This window comes from Pandoraea oxalativorans, from assembly GCF_000972785.3.
GTDB lineage: Bacteria > Pseudomonadota > Gammaproteobacteria > Burkholderiales > Burkholderiaceae > Pandoraea > Pandoraea oxalativorans.
The window spans coordinates 1063475-1080833 of record NZ_CP011253.3 but is presented as its reverse complement, the minus strand read 5'-3'; the positions used below and the strand labels follow the sequence as shown (position 1 = coordinate 1080833).

Genomic DNA, 17359 nt, shown 5'->3' with positions numbered 1-17359 from the left:
TATCCGATAGGCAACGGGTGCTCTGGGCGATAGGCTTACGTCATGAGCTTCTCCCGCGCCAATCTGCCTGACGACATCGATGCCCTCAAGGCGTTGGTGTTGGCTAGCCAGCAGGTTTTGCACGAACGCGAAACACAGCTCGCCGAGCTGCAGACGCGCCTCACATCGCGCGAGCAAGAGATTGCGCATTTGAAGCTGCTCATCGACAAACTCAAGCGTATGCAGTTTGGACGAAAGTCGGAGAAACTGGCGCGTCAGATCGAACAGCTTGAGCTGCGCCTGGAAGATCTGCAGGCCGACGAAGGTGCCACCGAGGCGGCCACGCCGATCAAGTCCCAGGCAAAAGTCCGAGTCGAGCGCCAGGCGCTGCCGGAGCACCTCGAGCGCGAAGTGCGCGTCTACCTACCCGAGGCAGACGATTGCCCGGCCTGCGGTGGTAACCTCAAGCCGCTGGGCGAAGACGTCTCGGAGCAGCTCGAATACGTGCGAGCGCACTTCCGTGTGATTCGCCACCGCCGCCCCAAGCTCGCTTGTGCGTGCTGCGACACGATTGTGCAGCAGCCGGCACCGAGTCGCCCGATTGAGCGTGGCGTGGCCGGCCCCAATCTGCTCGCACACATTATCACCAGCAAATTCCTCGACCACCAACCGCTGTACCGCCAGCAGGCAATCTATGCCCGTGACGGCGTGGAACTCGAGGCCGGGCAGATGGGGCATTGGCTGGGGCGTGTTTGCTGGTTGCTCGATCCACTGGTAGACGCCGTGCGAGCCTACGCGCTGGGCGGCACCAAGGTCCACGGCGATGACACACCATTACCGGTGTTAGAGCCCGGGCGAGGCAGCACAAAGACCGGACGGCTCTGGGTGTACGTGCGTGACGACCGGCCGTGCGGCTCGGATGAGGCGCCCGCGGTGTGGTTTGCCTACACGTCGGATCGGCGTGGTGAGCACCCACAGCGACATCTGGCAAGCTTTAGCGGGGTGCTGCAAGCCGATGCGTTTGCCGGTTACGCGCCGCTCTTTGAGGACGGCAGCATCCGCGAAGCGGCGTGCATGGCGCACGCGCGACGCAAGATCTACGACCTGCATGCGGTACGCCCCAGCGCCATTACAGAAGAAGCGCTGCACCGCATCGGCGAGCTATATCGCATAGAAGCCGAAATCCGGGGTAAGCCGCCTGATGAACGACGGCAGGTGCGCCAAACTCGGGCGGTACCGCGACTCGAGGCACTGCGACAATGGTACGAGTCGGTATTGCCCATGCTCTCGGCCAAATCCGACACGACCAAAGCGATTCAGTATTCTCTGAACCGCTGGCCTGCACTCGCCTATTACTGCGAGGACGGGCAAGCGGAGATCGACAATCTGATTGCCGAGCGTGCGCTGCGCGGCGTGGCGATTGGCCGCCGCAATTATCTGTTTGCTGGCGCTGATTCGGGCGGTGAGCGTGCTGCGGCGATGTACAGCCTCATCGGTACGGCACGCTTGAACGGCATCAACCCGGAAGCCTACCTCGCCCACGTGCTCGAGCGCATTGCCGATCATCCGGCCAATCGGATCGACGAGTTGCTGCCATGGAATGTGGCGCAGCAACTGCCTGACACCGCCAAGATCGAGCCCATTCGCTAACCGCCATTTACCGGCGCGTCAACAACCCGATCTACGGTACACATCGAGTGCTTACGCTTTACACACGGGCAAGCCGACTGTACGGGTTCGCGTGGACACTCACGCTGGCGATTATGCCGTCTCGCAAAGATCACCGAGAGGCGTCGTGGAAATCGGAGCGACCAATGCAGTTGAATGCGGTCAACGCATGCTTCCGGGCCCCACCTAGCGCAGCGCAGAACGAAGCACCAGTCGTTGTGACCTCGACGCGGGTAATCAATCTGCGAGATCAATCCGTAACGATGTGAAACGACCAGACGTCTCAGCCCTAGGCAATCGGCACTTGCTGCCTAGCGATAGCCGCGTGGGATTCACAACCCATCGGGAAATGAGGTGCCAGACGGCTCAGCATGCCCGAAGCTTTGAACCAAGGCACACCCTGTTAAGGCAACCGAGCCTGATTGGCCGATCGCTGGGGTCAATCTGGAGACTGGATCGTGGCGTTAGCGGCCCCGTTACCTCGGACCTGCAGTCGAACAAACACTGTTGAAGAGGAAAGCCACACCTGGAAACTGACGGCGCGCTGGCTTCGTGTACAAATGCACGCCCCAAAAGCAAAAACCCCTTGCTACGTGAGTAGCAAGGGGTTTTTAAGGGGAGCCTGACGATTACCTACTTTCACACGGGTATCCGCACTATCATCGGCGTGGAGTCGTTTCACGGTCCTGTTCGGGATGGGAAGGGGTGGTTCCAACTCGCTATGGTCATCAGGCTTAACTTGTATGTTCTGCTGACATGGGTCAGCAAAACCAATTCGGAAGAAGCGTAGTACAACAATTCTTGTGGGTTGTGAGTGTATCGGCACAGCGATACTCACACCAGGAAAAACACACTGGTTATAGGATCAAGCCTTACGGGCAATTAGTATCAGTTAGCTTAACGCATTACTGCGCTTCCACACCTGACCTATCAACGTCCTGGTCTTGAACGACCCTTCAAAGGAATCGAGTTCCTAGGGAAGTCTCATCTTAAGGCGAGTTTCCCGCTTAGATGCTTTCAGCGGTTATCTCTTCCGAACATAGCTACCCGGCGATGCCACTGGCGTGACAACCGGTACACCAGAGGTTCGTCCACTCCGGTCCTCTCGTACTAGGAGCAGCCCCCTTCAAACTTCCAACGCCCACGGCAGATAGGGACCAAACTGTCTCACGACGTTTTAAACCCAGCTCACGTACCTCTTTAAATGGCGAACAGCCATACCCTTGGGACCGGCTACAGCCCCAGGATGAGATGAGCCGACATCGAGGTGCCAAACACCGCCGTCGATATGAACTCTTGGGCGGTATCAGCCTGTTATCCCCAGAGTACCTTTTATCCGTTGAGCGATGGCCCTTCCATACAGAACCACCGGATCACTATGACCTGCTTTCGCACCTGCTCGACTTGTCAGTCTCGCAGTTAAGCACGCTTTTGCCATTGCACTATCAGCACGATTTCCGACCGTACCTAGCGTACCTTCGTACTCCTCCGTTACACTTTGGGAGGAGACCGCCCCAGTCAAACTGCCTACCATGCACTGTCCCCGATCCGGATTACGGACCTAGGTTAGAACCTCAAACAAGCCAGGGTGGTATTTCAAGGACGGCTCCACAGAAACTAGCGTTCCTGCTTCAAAGCCTCCCACCTATCCTACACAGACCGGTTCAAAGTCCAATGCAAAGCTACAGTAAAGGTTCATGGGGTCTTTCCGTCTAGCCGCGGGTAGATTGCATCATCACAAACACTTCAACTTCGCTGAGTCTCGGGAGGAGACAGTGTGGCCATCGTTACGCCATTCGTGCAGGTCGGAACTTACCCGACAAGGAATTTCGCTACCTTAGGACCGTTATAGTTACGGCCGCCGTTTACCGGGACTTCAATCAAGAGCTTGCACCCCATCATTTAATCTTCCGGCACCGGGCAGGCGTCACACCCTATACGTCCACTTTCGTGTTTGCAGAGTGCTGTGTTTTTATTAAACAGTCGCAGCCACCAGTTTATTGCAACCCCTTCACCCTCCTGGCGCAGGCCAGTTAAGCTACAAGGGCGTACCTTATCCCGAAGTTACGGTACCAATTTGCCGAGTTCCTTCTCCCGAGTTCTCTCAAGCGCCTTAGAATACTCATCTCGCCCACCTGTGTCGGTTTGCGGTACGGTCTCGTATGACTGAAGCTTAGAGGCTTTTCTTGGAACCACTTCCAATTGCTTCGCGAACAAGTTCGCTCGCCCCACAGCCTTGAATTACGCGCCCGGATTTGCCTAAGCGCCTTCTCCACTGCAGGGACCGGGACTTCCAACACCCGGACAACCTTCCGCGATCCGTCCCCCCATCGCATCATACGACGGTGCAGGAATATTAACCTGCTTCCCATCAGCTACGCATCTCTGCCTCGCCTTAGGGGCCGACTCACCCTACGCCGATGAACGTTGCGTAGGAAACCTTGGGCTTACGGCGAGGGGGCCTTTCACCCCCTTTATCGCTACTCATGTCAGCATTCGCACTTCTGATACCTCCAGCATCCTTTACAAGACACCTTCACAGGCTTACAGAACGCTCTCCTACCATGCGAGCAAGCTCGCATCCGCAGCTTCGGTATATTGCTTAGCCCCGTTACATCTTCCGCGCAGGACGACTCGATCAGTGAGCTATTACGCTTTCTTTAAAGGGTGGCTGCTTCTAAGCCAACCTCCTGACTGTTTTAGCCTTCCCACTTCGTTTCCCACTTAGCAATATTTAGGGACCTTAGCTGGCGGTCTGGGTTGTTTCCCTCTTGACACCGGACGTTAGCACCCGATGTCTGTCTCCCGTGATTGCACTCTTCGGTATTCGGAGTTTGCTATGGCGAGGTAATCCGCAATGGACCCCTCAACCATGACAGTGCTCTACCCCCGAAGGTGATACACGAGGCACTACCTAAATAGTTTTCGGAGAGAACCAGCTATTTCCAAGTTTGTTTAGCCTTTCACCCCTATCCACAGCTCATCCCCTAACTTTTCAACGTTAGTGGGTTCGGTCCTCCAGTACGTGTTACCGCACCTTCAACCTGGCCATGGATAGATCACTTGGTTTCGGGTCTACACCCAGCGACTGAACGCCCTATTCGGACTCGCTTTCGCTACGCCTTCCCTATTCGGTTAAGCTTGCCACTGAATGTAAGTCGCTGACCCATTATACAAAAGGTACGCCGTCACCCCTTACGAGGCTCCGACTGTTTGTATGCATGCGGTTTCAGGATCTATTTCACTCCCCTCCCGGGGTTCTTTTCGCCTTTCCCTCACGGTACTGGTTCACTATCGGTCGATTACGAGTATTTAGCCTTGGAGGATGGTCCCCCCATCTTCAGACAGGATTTCACGTGTCCCGCCCTACTTTTCTCAAGCTTAGTTCCACACCAGAGTTTTCTCATACGGGGCTATCACCCACTATGGCCGGACTTTCCATTCCGTTTTGATAACACCGGTGCTAAATCTTGAAGGCTGGTCCCATTTCGCTCGCCACTACTTTGGGAATCTCGGTTGATTTCTTTTCCTGCAGCTACTTAGATGTTTCAGTTCGCCGCGTTCGCTTCGCTAGACCTATGTATTCAGTCTAGGATGACCTAAAAGGCCGGGTTTCCCCATTCGGACATTTGTGGATCAATGCTTATTTGCCAGCTCCCCACAACTTTTCGCAGGCTATCGCGTCCTTCATCGCCTGTAATCGCCAAGGCATCCACCACATGCACTTATTCGCTTGACCCTATAACGAGTGTGTCTTGCCGAAGCAGGACATTCGCTACAGGTTGAGTATTCGCGTTGTGCCGTATTCCAAGTCATCTTTCGATCACTTAAATACTGGTTGATACAATCACAACCCGTACAATTTCCACGCGCCATCTCTAACGCGCTTCCGTTGTACTACTTCTTCTTCCAAATTGTTAAAGAACATAAACTGCATGACATTGCTGTCATTCAAAAGCTTTCACTCAGCTTGTAATTCATCACGAGGGATTGGACTACAGACGTAAAGCGCTTTTGACTGACATCGATGCGATCTAAGGTTTTTGGTGGAGGATGACGGGATCGAACCGACGACCCCCTGCTTGCAAAGCAGGTGCTCTCCCAGCTGAGCTAATCCCCCAATCAAGCCGACTTACCACCACTTGAGTCTATCGCACAGTGGTTAAAAGCTTGGTGGGTCTAGATGGACTCGAACCATCGACCCCCGCCTTATCAAGACGGTGCTCTAACCAACTGAGCTATAGACCCGACTTAGATCTACGCAGTCAACAACCGATAAGCGTGAACACTCAACTTCCAGTGCATGCTCTAGAAAGGAGGTGATCCAGCCGCAGGTTCCCCTACGGCTACCTTGTTACGACTTCACCCCAGTCATGAATCCTGCCGTGGTAAGCGCCCTCCTTACGGTTAGGCTACCTACTTCTGGCAAAACCCACTCCCATGGTGTGACGGGCGGTGTGTACAAGACCCGGGAACGTATTCACCGCGACATGCTGATCCGCGATTACTAGCGATTCCAGCTTCACGCAGTCGAGTTGCAGACTGCGATCCGGACTACGATCGGTTTTCTGGGGTTAGCTCCACCTCGCGGTTTGGCAGCCCTCTGTACCGACCATTGTATGACGTGTGAAGCCCTACCCATAAGGGCCATGAGGACTTGACGTCATCCCCACCTTCCTCCGGTTTGTCACCGGCAGTCTCCTTAGAGTGCTCTTGCGTAGCAACTAAGGACAAGGGTTGCGCTCGTTGCGGGACTTAACCCAACATCTCACGACACGAGCTGACGACAGCCATGCAGCACCTGTGTTACGGTTCTCTTTCGAGCACATCCGCCTCTCAGCAGACTTCCGTACATGTCAAGGGTAGGTAAGGTTTTTCGCGTTGCATCGAATTAATCCACATCATCCACCGCTTGTGCGGGTCCCCGTCAATTCCTTTGAGTTTTAATCTTGCGACCGTACTCCCCAGGCGGTCAACTTCACGCGTTAGCTTCGTTACTAAGGAAATGAATCCCCAACAACTAGTTGACATCGTTTAGGGCGTGGACTACCAGGGTATCTAATCCTGTTTGCTCCCCACGCTTTCGTGCATGAGCGTCAGTATTGGCCCAGGGGGCTGCCTTCGCCATCGGTATTCCTCCACATCTCTACGCATTTCACTGCTACACGTGGAATTCTACCCCCCTCTGCCATACTCTAGCCTTGCAGTCACGAATGCAGTTCCCAGGTTAAGCCCGGGGATTTCACATCCGTCTTACAAAACCGCCTGCGCACGCTTTACGCCCAGTAATTCCGATTAACGCTTGCACCCTACGTATTACCGCGGCTGCTGGCACGTAGTTAGCCGGTGCTTATTCTTCCGGTACCGTCATCCCCCCGAGGTATTAACCCAGAGGATTTCTTTCCGGACAAAAGTGCTTTACAACCCGAAGGCCTTCTTCACACACGCGGCATTGCTGGATCAGGCTTTCGCCCATTGTCCAAAATTCCCCACTGCTGCCTCCCGTAGGAGTCTGGGCCGTGTCTCAGTCCCAGTGTGGCTGGTCGTCCTCTCAGACCAGCTACAGATCGTCGCCTTGGTAAGCTTTTACCCCACCAACTAGCTAATCTGATATCGGCCGCTCTTGTAGCGCGAGGCCCGAAGGTCCCCCGCTTTCCTCCTCAGAGCGTATGCGGTATTAATCCGGCTTTCGCCGAGCTATCCCCCACTACAAGGTACGTTCCGATATATTACTCACCCGTTCGCCACTCGCCACCAGGTGCAAGCACCCGTGCTGCCGTTCGACTTGCATGTGTAAGGCATGCCGCCAGCGTTCAATCTGAGCCAGGATCAAACTCTTCAGTTTAAACCTGTTACTGTTTTCGGTTTTTCGTGATAAATCACTCGAACCGGTCGCTCTCAAAGTATGCTGACAAGTTAATTACTTAACTTACCTATTACTATGTGAGCCTCAATAAATTTAAAGCTTATCTGCCGAAGCAGACGCACCATTCATCGAGTGCCCACACTTATCGGTTGTTTAATTTTTAAAGATCAATCGCATCTGACTTAACTTCGTCGCTCAACTACCGCGCCGTCGCTTCGTTTTCTGCGTCGCTGCATCAGCAGCAGAGAAGTGAGATTATGTCGCAGCTTCTCGTCGTCGTCAACAGTTTTTTTCGCTTTCTTCGTTCGTCGCCGTAGCGACTCGCAAGCTCCAAAACCACTAACCACCGGGCTTTCCAGCCCGTCGCTTCAACTTCGTCGCCGCTTTCGCTGCGTCGCTGTCGTTGCGAGAGACGGAATATTAATGACCTTCGTGGGCGAGCGCAAGCCCTTTGTGAAACTATTTTTAAAATCGCAAGAATCTTGCGCAGCATCCTCCCCCTCCGGTCAGGAGAAGGAGGCAGGAAGGGGAGAAAGGTCGCTTCCCCCCTTATATATAGAACGGTCGGCGCATCAGATTCTTCCGCTCCGTCGGCGTCAGTGCTTGCACCTACGCGTCGGAGAGATTCATCTGCCCAACCACCCGCACCGGTGACGCCGGGTCGTAGCGGAACATCTTGCCGGTACCGGCTTGCGGTTGCCTGTCCTGTCCGTCTGCGCACCGGCACCGAGCATCCGCACGCTTAAGATCGACGACTGGTTCTGTCGCACCGATGCCCAATCGCGCGCCATCGCGTCCTGCGCTGCCGACGCCGCCTGTGCCGCCGTCGCACTCGCATTGGTCAGCGCCTCGACGTTCACCGCCGCGATCGTCGGAATGCCCAACGACTTACCCTGCACCTGAATGTTCTCGGTATTGACCATCCGTAGCGCAGCCACGTTGACGTTGCCCGACACACGAATCCCCGCCTCGCCCGCATCGACCGTCCCCAGCGGGGCAATCAGATCGATGTCGCCAGGCGGAATCTCCGGAATCGGATTCAGCGTTGCAATGCCCGCACCGGTGTTTGGCGTGGACGGCGAGAGCGACACGAGACCGAGGTCGTCATACACCCGGCGCTGCGGCGTCCTGACGGCTGATCATTTTTTGACGGGGAGACCTGCGATGACGACGCAGCGCAGCGGCACAGACGTTGGGGGTCAGATGAGAATCGAATGGGCAAACTCGCCGTGACAGTCGCAGCAACGGTGCTGCTGAGCCCGGTGTCGCAGTTCGCCGTCGCAGCCGACGACGCCCCGCGTGTGGGCGGCGCGGCACCGGTATCTCGGGCAGGCTGCGCGGACGTCGAAGTAAACGGGCAGCGTTCGCCGTCCTACGACTGTCTGACGAATCAGTTGCAGCCAGCCCCCGCGCCGGATTCGGGCCGCGCGCCGGGACTGGAATCGGAAGAGATCGCCAACAAGCCGAGCAATCAGATCGGCGGACAGATCAACTGGAGTGCGACGTCTCATCGCATGGGAAACAGCTTCGGCAACTCGCCCACGCCGCAGCGCCCGGCCGCGCCGCCGCCGTCTGCGCCCATCGTGACGCCCGGCCGCTGAGTCGCTGCGCAGGCGAAAAAATGCGCCACCCGGTGGAGGTGGCGCATGGTCGGCGAATGTCAGTAGACGTCCGTGAGCGTCGGTAAGCGTCAGGCCAGTTCTCGCCGATTTCGTCCGATCCCGCCGTGATACAGCGCGGGCGACGTCATACCGAGCTTGTGCGCCATGATCACGAGATCGGCAAACGAGCGTGCTTCCATCTTGCGCATCGCGTTCCCGCGATGAATCTTGACGGTGACTTCGCTGATGCCGAGTTCGTCGGCGATGTGCTTGTTCATCCGCCCCGCCGCCACAAGCGCCATGACTTCGCGCTCGCGTTGCGAGAGCCGCTGGGCGCGTTCGATCACGTCGGTGCTTGCCCGCTCGCGTCCGAGGCGTTGCCGGTCAAGCGCCAGTGCCGCGCCCACCGCACTTAGCAGCACGCCCTCCGGCATCGGCTTGGTCAGGTAATCGACCGCGCCCGCTTTCATGCCGCGCACGCTGGTCGTCACATCGGCGCGGTCGGTGATGAGCACGACGGGAATCGGGTCTTGCAAATCGGTGAGGGCATCCTGAAGCAAGAGGCCTCCGCCGGGCGTGTCGAGGTCGGCGTCCAGCACAACGCACGCCGGTCCGGCGCTGCGCTCGCTGGCAAGAAACGCCGCCGCACGCGTAAAGCCGCGCGCCCTCAGGCCGACGTCGGTCAGTTGTGCACAAAGCGTGTCGTTCTCCGCCGGGTCGTGGGCGACGACGTAGACGGTCGCGATGTCGCTGTCCGGAAGCGCATTCATGCAGGGGCGATGTATTGATTCGGTGAAGCTAAGTATACGTCAGTCATGTGACGTTCAAAACTGCGAAAAAGCACGAACGTGCTTGCGTTTTCGCGGCTCGGGGACGCGATTTCCCTGTCGGAGCACCGCCCGGCGTGGGATTTGGGCGCTAATACGAAAAGACGATAGTGAGGCGACAGGAGTCGGCATACGCTCATGGACCGTCGTTCGTGGCACGCTGACGGCCTTCCGGGCCGTGCCGGTGGCGTCCACGCGCGGCAGGAAACGTCCGCCGACTTCCCACCGGAGCCTCCCATGTCAAATCCCGACCTCATTCTGGTCAATGGCAAGTTCACCACGCTCGACCGTGCGAACCCGCAGGCGGACGCCGTCGCGCTCACCGGCGGCACCTTCTCCGCCGTGGGCACACGCGACGACATCATGCGTCTGGCCGACAATGCCACGCAGGTCATCGACCTCAAGGGCCGACGTGTGATTCCGGGGCTCATCGACAGCCACATGCACATCATTCGTGGTGGCCTGAACTACAACATGGAGCTTCGCTGGGACGGTGTGCGCTCGCTGGCGGACGCCATGCGCATGCTCAAGGCGCAGGTCGACCGTACGCCCGCGCCGCAGTGGGTACGCGTGGTCGGTGGCTTCACCGAGCATCAGTTCGCAGAGAAGCGCTTGCCGACCATCGACGAGCTGAACGCCGTCGCCCCCGACACGCCGGTATTCATCCTGCATCTGTACGACCGCGCGATCCTGAACGCTGCCGCGTTGCGCACCGTCGGCTACACGAAGGACACGCCGAATCCGCCGGGCGGCGAGATCGTGCGCGATGCGTCGGGTAACCCGACCGGTCTGTTGCTCGCCAAGCCGAACGCGACCATTCTTTACGCAACGCTCGCCAAAGGACCGAAACTCCCGCCGGAGTATCAGAAGAACTCGACGCGCCACTTCATGCGCGAGGTGAACCGGCTCGGTGTGACGGGCGTCATCGACGCAGGCGGCGGCTTCCAGAATTACCCCGAGGACTACAGCATCATCGAAGAACTGCACCGCGAAGGGCAGTTGACGGTGCGCCTGGCGTACAACCTGTTCACGCAAAAGCCCAAGGCAGAACTCGCGGACTTCAGCCAGTGGGTCAAACAAGTCAGCCCGGGGCAAGGCGACGATCTCTATCGTCACAACGGCGCTGGCGAAATGCTCGTGTACACGGCAGCCGACTTCGAGGACTTCCGCGTCGAGCGCCCGGAGATGCCACCTTCGATGGAAGGCGATCTCGAACCGGTGGTGCGACTGCTTGCGGAGAACCGCTGGCCGTGGCGTCTGCATGCCACCTACGACGAGACGATCTCGCGCGCACTCGACGTCTACGAAAAGGTCGCGAAGGACATCCCGTTCGACGGCCTGCACTGGTTCTTCGACCACGCCGAGACGATCAGCGACCGCAACATCGACCGCATTGCGGCGCTCGGCGGCGGCATTGCCGTGCAGCACCGCATGGCGTATCAAGGCGAGTACTTCGTGGAGCGCTACGGCGCGAAGGCGGCGGAGGCGACTCCGCCAGTGCGTCGCATGCTGGAGCGCGGCGTGAAGGTCGGTGCGGGCACGGATGCGACGCGCGTTGCGTCTTACAACCCGTGGGTATCGCTGTACTGGCTGGTGACGGGCAAGACCGTCGGCGGGCTGCGCATGGCCGCCCCGGGCAGTCTGCTCGACCGCGACGAAGCGTTGCGTCTGTGGACGGAAGCCAACACGTGGTTCTCGTCCGAAGTCGGCAAGAAGGGACAGATCAAGGTCGGACAGCTCGCCGATCTGGCCGTGCTCTCGGAGGATTACTTCAGCGTGCCGGAAGACGAAATTCAGGACATTACGTCGGTGCTTACGATGCTGGGCGGCAAGGTCGTGTATGGCGACGGCGACTTCGGTAGTTATGCACCGGCACTGCCGCCAGCGATGCCTGACTGGTCGCCCGCGCGACACGGCGTGGGGTATCAGCCGCGACAACCGAATGTGCTTAACGTGAGCGTGAGTTGCGCGTGTGCGACGTCGTGCGGTGTGCACGGTCATGCGCACGCGAAGGCATGGTCGTCGAATGTCCCCGCGTCGGACGAGAGCGGGTTCTGGGGCGCGCTCGGCTGCTCGTGCTGGGCGTTTTGATGTCGGTACCGTTAGCTACCCACTGTTGAGGTTCGTCATGGCCACGATGCTGCCGTCGTCCGATCCTTCCTCGTCGTTGGCACGCGAGGCGTCTTTGCTGCCGGGCTGGGCTTATTGGCTTGCGCTGTTGCTGCTGTGCAGCGCGTATCTGCAAGGCGGCATCGACAAGGTGCTGGACTTCTCCGGCGCCATCGCCGAGATGCAGCACTTCGGACTGTCCCCGGCGGCGCCGATGGCGGTTGCCGTCATCGTGCTGGAGATCGGCGCGTCGCTGATGATTCTGACGGGTAAGGGGCGATGGCTGGGTGCATTGGCGCTGGCGGCCTTCACGCTGGCCGCGACGTTCCTCGCCAACCGCTTCTGGTCCGCCCCACCGGACGCCCGCACGATGCTCGCCAACAGTTTCTTCGAACACCTCGGACTCGTCGGCGGCTTTATCGCCGTCGCGTGGTACGACCTCAGAATGCGCGCCGCGCGGAGTCAATCATGAAGCTCTATCTCGTTTCGCTTGCCGTAGGGGTTCTCGTCGGCATCATCTACGGCGGTCTGGGCGTTCGCTCACCGGCACCGCCTGCGGTAGCGCTCATCGGTCTGCTCGGCATGCTGATCGGTGAACAGGTCGTGCCGCCGGTCAAGCGTTTGCTCGCCGGTGAGCCGGTCAACCTCGTGTGGTTCCATCGCGAATGCGTGCCGAAGATCACCGGACTGCCGGGGCCGGTGGCGCAAGCGACGAAGGATGAAAATAAGGGGGAAACACCGAAGGCGTGACACCGAAGTTTTCCGGGAATCGCCGGACTCGGGACGGGCGCGGCCTCGGGGTGGCACCCACCGCGCCCACGACGCTTCGCGCCTTACTTGCCGATTTCGTAGTGAAGAAGCAAAGCCGCTACCCGTGCCCGATCCACTTCGGGAATGCGCTTCAATCCGAAGTACTTCCAGAACTCTTCGACGGCGGCGACGCCTTCGGGCCCGTCAGCGAGCAGACATGCGAGCGCATCGGCCCGATGTTGCGGCGGCAGGATGTCGAGACTCAGGATCAGCGCGTCCATCACACGCTGTCTCAGACTGCCTTTGAAGAACCGCGCACTGATTCCTCCGACGAACGCGGACCACGCATCGGAAGCGCTGCCTGCCGTCGCCGCAACCGCCCACCTCTCGAGCAGCGGCGCGTCGGCTTTCAGCGGTTCACGGAAAAACAGGTAATCGACGGCAGGCCGCGGCGGGGCCGGTTCAGCTGTCCCCTTTGCAGAGAGGATTGGCAGTCTGCGCAGCGCGCCTCCTGGCCCGACGTGCGCCGCCTGTGGAATGCTCGCCTCACGCAATCCGCCAGCGGGCGCGAGCCGGGCGATGCGGAGGTCCGTCGCGAGACGCTCGGGGCGAGCGTGCGACTGAGGGTCAAACGTCTGAGCCTGCAAAGTTAGGGAACCGGCCGTCGATACGCTCCGGGGATTCATTGTCGACCTCCATCGTAGATAGGAGATCGCATCCTGACAGCCTGTCGCCGACGGTCTTTGCGTTACCGCCGGTCGACTGTCACTTCCGTGAGTTCGGCCAGTTCCGACGTCATACCCGTCGGGCAGCGCTGCGGCGCGGGGGACTTCGCGGTGCGCCGCAGACTTGGGCTTCGGCGGCTGAGTCACGGATGGGTTACATCTTGGCCTCCTCCAGGACTCGCTGGACAGTGCCTTCTTCGAGGCCCTCCGCCGATTTGACGATCGTCGTGAACGCGTTTTGACGGATCTGCTGCGGCAAGCGCCAAATCTCCTTCGCAAACATGACCAGCAACGCTCCACGGTCTGCGGCGCATCCGAGTTTCGGGCCAGCTTCATCCAGAATCGACGCCCAAAATTCCATGTCGCCGTCCGTCAACGCCATCTCCCAGTCGCAGACAATCGACGTCCACACGTCGTCGTCCCCCGAGATGTCAGCCGCGGCCACCCGCGCGCTGGCCGTGCCCTCATGGACTCGAAGCCCACGTTCCGTCGATGTTTGTCTCGTCGCCGACAAGTCTGTGGGGATCCCGCCCCCCGTCGAGCGTGCCGGGTCGACCTCGGTCGTGGAACTCGGAACAGGGACCGAGCCTTGCGTGTGCGTCGGCTGGATCATGATGGGTCTCCATCGGTGGGGGAGCATCCAATATGACACTCATGAAGCACCGCACTTTGCGCTCCAGACGCCCCTCTTTGCTTTTCGTGTTCGCCGCTGCCAGCCAGCGTCACCGCCCGAGAGACTTCATGTGCGCGAGTTTTATTGCTCAACGCGCGCCATGCTGCGGAGTCAGATAGTGCGATTCGGGCGCTTGGGCCCGTCGCGAGTTCGGATCTGTGGATGTGTCCGATGGCCACCCCGCCGTCACATCTCGTCCACCGCTGTGGTGGCGGTCGGCTGACCGTCGTGGCATTCGAGCGAGAAGCGATTGCGCGTATCGACGTAAAAGCTCGCGCCGAAGCGTCCGACAGGGAAGTAGTTTTGCAGACGCACGCGCCAAGCCTGCGTGTCGATCAGTTCGTCGCGCGCGTGCATGCGCTCGACGCGGCCGATGAAGATGTGGCGGCTCGGTGTTTCGAGCGTTTCCCATAACGTGCATTCGAACGCGACCGGGGCTTCGGCGATGCGCGGCGGGGCCACGAGGCTGCTCGCCACGGGTGTGAGCCCCGCATGCACGAGCTCGCTTTGCGTCGGTGGGAGACGTTCGCCGCACGCGTGCATGCGCGCCGCCATCGCCTCGTCCGTCAGGTGCACGACGAACTCGCGCGTGCGCAGAATATTCCCTGCGGTGTCCTTGAGCGAATCGTCGTTGCGGCGGTTGATCGAGAGCATGACGATCGGCGGCTCCTCCCCGAGCATATTGAACATCGAGAACGGCGCAGCATTGACGACGCCGCCTTCGTTGACCGTCGTGACGAGCGCAATGGGACGCGGCACGATCAGGCTGGCCATCAACTTGTAGCGTTGATAGGCGGTAATTTCCCGGAAGTCGATTTCCATGCGATGGCCTCAGGTGCGCGGGCGAATGGTGGATTTGGCGGATTCGGCGGACGGTGTGACGGCGTCGCGCTGCGCGGTGCCGGTCTCGGGCAAGCCGAGCAGCGAGGCCAGGCTCTTCTGTCCACGCATTCGGGTCGTCTCGATGCGTCGCTCCAGTTCTTCCAGATGCGATTGCATACGGTCGATGGCGCCTGCGGCATCCCGTCGCTCGATGCACGCCACGATGGCGGTGTGTTCGTCGTGCTCGCACGGCGCGTAGCCCGGTGGCTCGTACAACCCCACGATGAGCGAGCAGCGCGAGATCAACTCACCGAGATAGCGCAGAAGCACTGCGTTGCCTGCGAGCGCCGCCACGCGCAGATGGAAGTCGCTCGCCAGCCGTGCCCAGGACGGCTGATCGAAGCGGTGCATGGCCGCATGCTCGGCATCGAGTTGCCGACGCAGCATGGCCAGATCCTCATCGGTCACCCTTGCCACCGCCAGCTCGACGAGCGCGCGTTCCAGCGCCCGTCGCGCTTCGAAGATCTCGCGCGTTTCTTCCGGCGTCGGCTCGGCGATCACCGCGCCCTTGTTGGGGCGCAGCGTGACGATGCCGTCATGCGCCAGCCGTTCGAGCACTCGGCGTACGACCGCCCGGCCCACGTCGAAGAGCTGACAAAGCTCGGGCTCGGGGAGCTTGGTGCCGGGCGTCAGACGGTGCGCCAGCACGCCGTCGACGATGGTCCGGTAGATGTGCGTCTCGACCCGCATCTCGGCGCTCTGCTCAAGCGCATCGTCGGCCAGGGGCGAGTGCAGCGCGTGGAGCGAGAGCGGGCGGGATCCGGCAAGCCCGGTCGCTGCGGCGTCTGCGGCGGCACGGGCGGGATGACGACGCGCACGCGGCGCTGGCTTGTTGGCGGACATGGCAGGTGAAGGCAGTAAGGTCGACGTCGGACAATCGGGACAGTAGGGCTTGAGCGTCATGATGCCCTCACCCCATCACGGCATCGGGCTGCGTCTGACTGACCGAGGCGACGTGCGCGGCGATGTCGCCCGGGCGCGTGAGCCATATCTCACCGCGCTGCGCGGCTTGCACGATCGGTGTGAGCACGCGGCGCAAGTGCCGCAACCGGTAGGGCTGCCCCACGAGATACGGGTGCAGCGCGATCCCCATGACCAGCGGCTGAGCGCGGGTCGGGTGCTCGGCCTGCGCGTACATCTCGTCGAAGTTGTCGGCAATCATGTCGGCGAACGCCATGCCGTCCATCTGACGGCCGACGATCATCGGAATGTCGTTGACCTCCTGAGGATAGGGCACGGACCAGAGCGTTCCATGGGCGGTGCGCATGCGCACCGGGCGGTCGTCGTGGCACCAGTTAAGGGTATAGCGGTAGCCGGTGCAGGCCAGCAGATCCGGCGTGTGATGCGTCTCCGAAATCCACGGCGAGAGCCATCCCGTGGGCGCAGATCCCGTCGCCTGCGCCAGACGCGACCGGCAGTGCACGAGCAAATCGTGCTCGTGCGCGGGCTCGAAGTCGCTCTGACGGTGCGCGTTCGTGTGTCCGTGTCCGATCAGTTCGTCACCGCGAGCGACGCAGGCGTGCACGAGCGCAGGGCAATGATCGAGCAGCGATGTGTTGAGTACGACACCCGCAGGCATCGACAGGTCGTCGAACAGGTCCAGACAACGCCATGCGCCGACCCGATTGCCGTATTCGCGCCAACTGAAATTGAGCACGTCCGGCTGCGGCGAGACGGGGCCGAGATTCGCGCCCATCCCCTCCCCGAAGGCGAAGTGCTCCAGATTGAAACCCACATAGACGGCCAGGCGCGCGCCATTGGGCCATCGATACGTATCGCGCGCCGTGATCGGCAGATAGTCGAAGCGGTCGTGAGAGCGCAATGCGCCGAAGCGCATGTCGTCGTTCGCCAGTTCGTCACGTTCCGGAAGCGTCAGAGCAGAGGTCATCGGTATGTCGTCGTTACGGTACGGCATCGCTGGCGGCTCAGCGACTGAGGCCGTTCATTCATCGTCGAATCGTTCGTTGTTCGAATCACGTGTCCCGGCGTCGGGCAGCTGCACGGCCGAACATGCACCCGCGTGATGAGCCGTCTTGAAACATTCGCGCACTACCACAGTGCGCACAAGTTCCGAGTTGGCGCAAAACGCTTCGTCAACGAACGCCACACAGAATCGTTCGCAATTTCAATGCCAGATCGTCAACACATTGACGCGCATATCGTGCAAGGCGATCGCCATGAAACGTCGACGTGGTGGCACGCCTCTTGCGTACGGCGACACCATAGTGGGGTGTGCCCGATGCCGATGCGCGCCCCGTCTTCGAATCGCCTTAGCTGTG

12 protein-coding genes, 2 tRNA genes and 3 rRNA genes are annotated in these 17359 nt (G+C 59.9%); 5 read left to right on the top strand and 12 right to left on the bottom strand.

From position 1 onward, the window contains the following. The first annotated feature begins 42 nt into the window (after positions 1-42). The gene (tnpC, locus tag MB84_RS04975; protein WP_046289884.1) at positions 43-1629 is read left to right on the top strand and encodes an IS66 family transposase; all 1587 of its coding nucleotides are present in this window, start codon (positions 43-45) and stop codon (positions 1627-1629) included. Positions 1630-2267: 638 nt separating this feature from the next. On the opposite strand, the gene rrf is transcribed toward tnpC, so the two are convergent. The 6 genes from rrf to MB84_RS04945 form a co-directional block, all read right to left on the bottom strand. Continuing rightward, positions 2268-2380 (bottom strand): 5S ribosomal RNA (rrf, locus tag MB84_RS04970). Between the two features lie 128 nt (positions 2381-2508). Continuing rightward, positions 2509-5386 (bottom strand): 23S ribosomal RNA (locus MB84_RS04965). A gap of 305 nt (positions 5387-5691) precedes the next feature. After that, a tRNA-Ala gene (locus MB84_RS04960) sits at positions 5692-5767 on the bottom strand. 51 nt (positions 5768-5818) lie between these two features. Further along, a tRNA-Ile gene (locus MB84_RS04955) sits at positions 5819-5895 on the bottom strand. A 64-nt stretch (positions 5896-5959) separates the two neighbouring features. Further along, a 16S ribosomal RNA gene (locus MB84_RS04950) occupies positions 5960-7492 on the bottom strand. Together the 16S, 23S and 5S rRNA genes with 2 tRNA genes alongside form the textbook arrangement of a ribosomal RNA operon. A 647-nt stretch (positions 7493-8139) precedes the next feature. Next, complete coding sequence (locus tag MB84_RS04945) at positions 8140-8625, bottom strand: filamentous haemagglutinin family protein (RefSeq protein ID WP_052652964.1); 486 nt, start codon at positions 8623-8625, stop codon at positions 8140-8142. Between the two features lie 102 nt (positions 8626-8727). Here MB84_RS04945 and MB84_RS04940 point away from each other — a divergent pair, with 102 nt between their 5' ends. Next, positions 8728-9114 (top strand): hypothetical protein, encoded by a 387-nt coding sequence (locus MB84_RS04940; protein ID WP_046290966.1) that lies wholly within the window; start codon positions 8728-8730, stop codon positions 9112-9114. A gap of 89 nt (positions 9115-9203) precedes the next feature. Here the strand turns inward: MB84_RS04940 and MB84_RS04935 are convergent, their stop codons facing one another. After that, a complete protein-coding gene (locus MB84_RS04935) occupies positions 9204-9884 on the bottom strand; it encodes a response regulator transcription factor (RefSeq protein ID WP_046290965.1) in 681 nt (226 codons plus the stop codon). Positions 9885-10178: 294 nt separating this feature from the next. Between MB84_RS04935 and MB84_RS04930 the strand changes: the two genes are divergently transcribed. From MB84_RS04930 to MB84_RS04920, 3 genes are read left to right on the top strand one after another with little or no spacing between them, the layout of a single operon-like run. Next, positions 10179-12032, top strand: coding sequence for an amidohydrolase (locus tag MB84_RS04930; RefSeq protein WP_046290964.1), 1854 nt, complete (start codon positions 10179-10181; stop codon positions 12030-12032). Between the two features lie 46 nt (positions 12033-12078). Continuing rightward, a complete protein-coding gene (locus tag MB84_RS04925) occupies positions 12079-12522 on the top strand; it encodes a DoxX family protein (RefSeq protein WP_046293426.1) in 444 nt (147 codons plus the stop codon). Further along, positions 12519-12800 carry a XapX domain-containing protein gene (locus MB84_RS04920; RefSeq protein ID WP_046290963.1) on the top strand — a complete coding sequence of 94 codons (282 nt, stop codon included), beginning with the start codon at positions 12519-12521 and terminating at the stop codon, positions 12798-12800. The genes MB84_RS04925 and MB84_RS04920 overlap by 4 nt, the downstream gene beginning before the upstream one ends. Positions 12801-12883: 83 nt before the next feature. On the opposite strand, the gene MB84_RS04915 is transcribed toward MB84_RS04920, so the two are convergent. The 5 genes from MB84_RS04915 to MB84_RS04895 all read right to left on the bottom strand — a co-directional run bounded on the left by MB84_RS04915 (position 12884) and on the right by MB84_RS04895 (position 16968). Continuing rightward, on the bottom strand, positions 12884-13447 hold the full coding sequence (locus MB84_RS04915; protein ID WP_052652962.1) for a hypothetical protein: 564 nt from the start codon (positions 13445-13447) through the stop codon (positions 12884-12886). Positions 13448-13679: 232 nt separating this feature from the next. Then, positions 13680-14138, bottom strand: coding sequence for a hypothetical protein (locus MB84_RS30705; protein WP_046290961.1), 459 nt, complete (start codon positions 14136-14138; stop codon positions 13680-13682). Between the two features lie 246 nt (positions 14139-14384). After that, entirely contained in the window at positions 14385-15020 is a 636-nt protein-coding gene (locus MB84_RS04905) for a flavin reductase family protein (protein ID WP_046290960.1), read from the bottom strand. Between the two features lie 9 nt (positions 15021-15029). Continuing rightward, positions 15030-15770, bottom strand: a complete 741-nt coding sequence (locus tag MB84_RS04900) for a GntR family transcriptional regulator (protein ID WP_046293425.1) — start codon at positions 15768-15770, stop codon at positions 15030-15032. Positions 15771-15990: 220 nt separating this feature from the next. Then, positions 15991-16968: a polysaccharide deacetylase family protein gene (locus MB84_RS04895; protein WP_211279345.1), complete on the bottom strand. Its 978-nt coding sequence runs from the start codon at positions 16966-16968 to the stop codon at positions 15991-15993. Between the last annotated feature and the right edge of the window lie 391 nt (positions 16969-17359).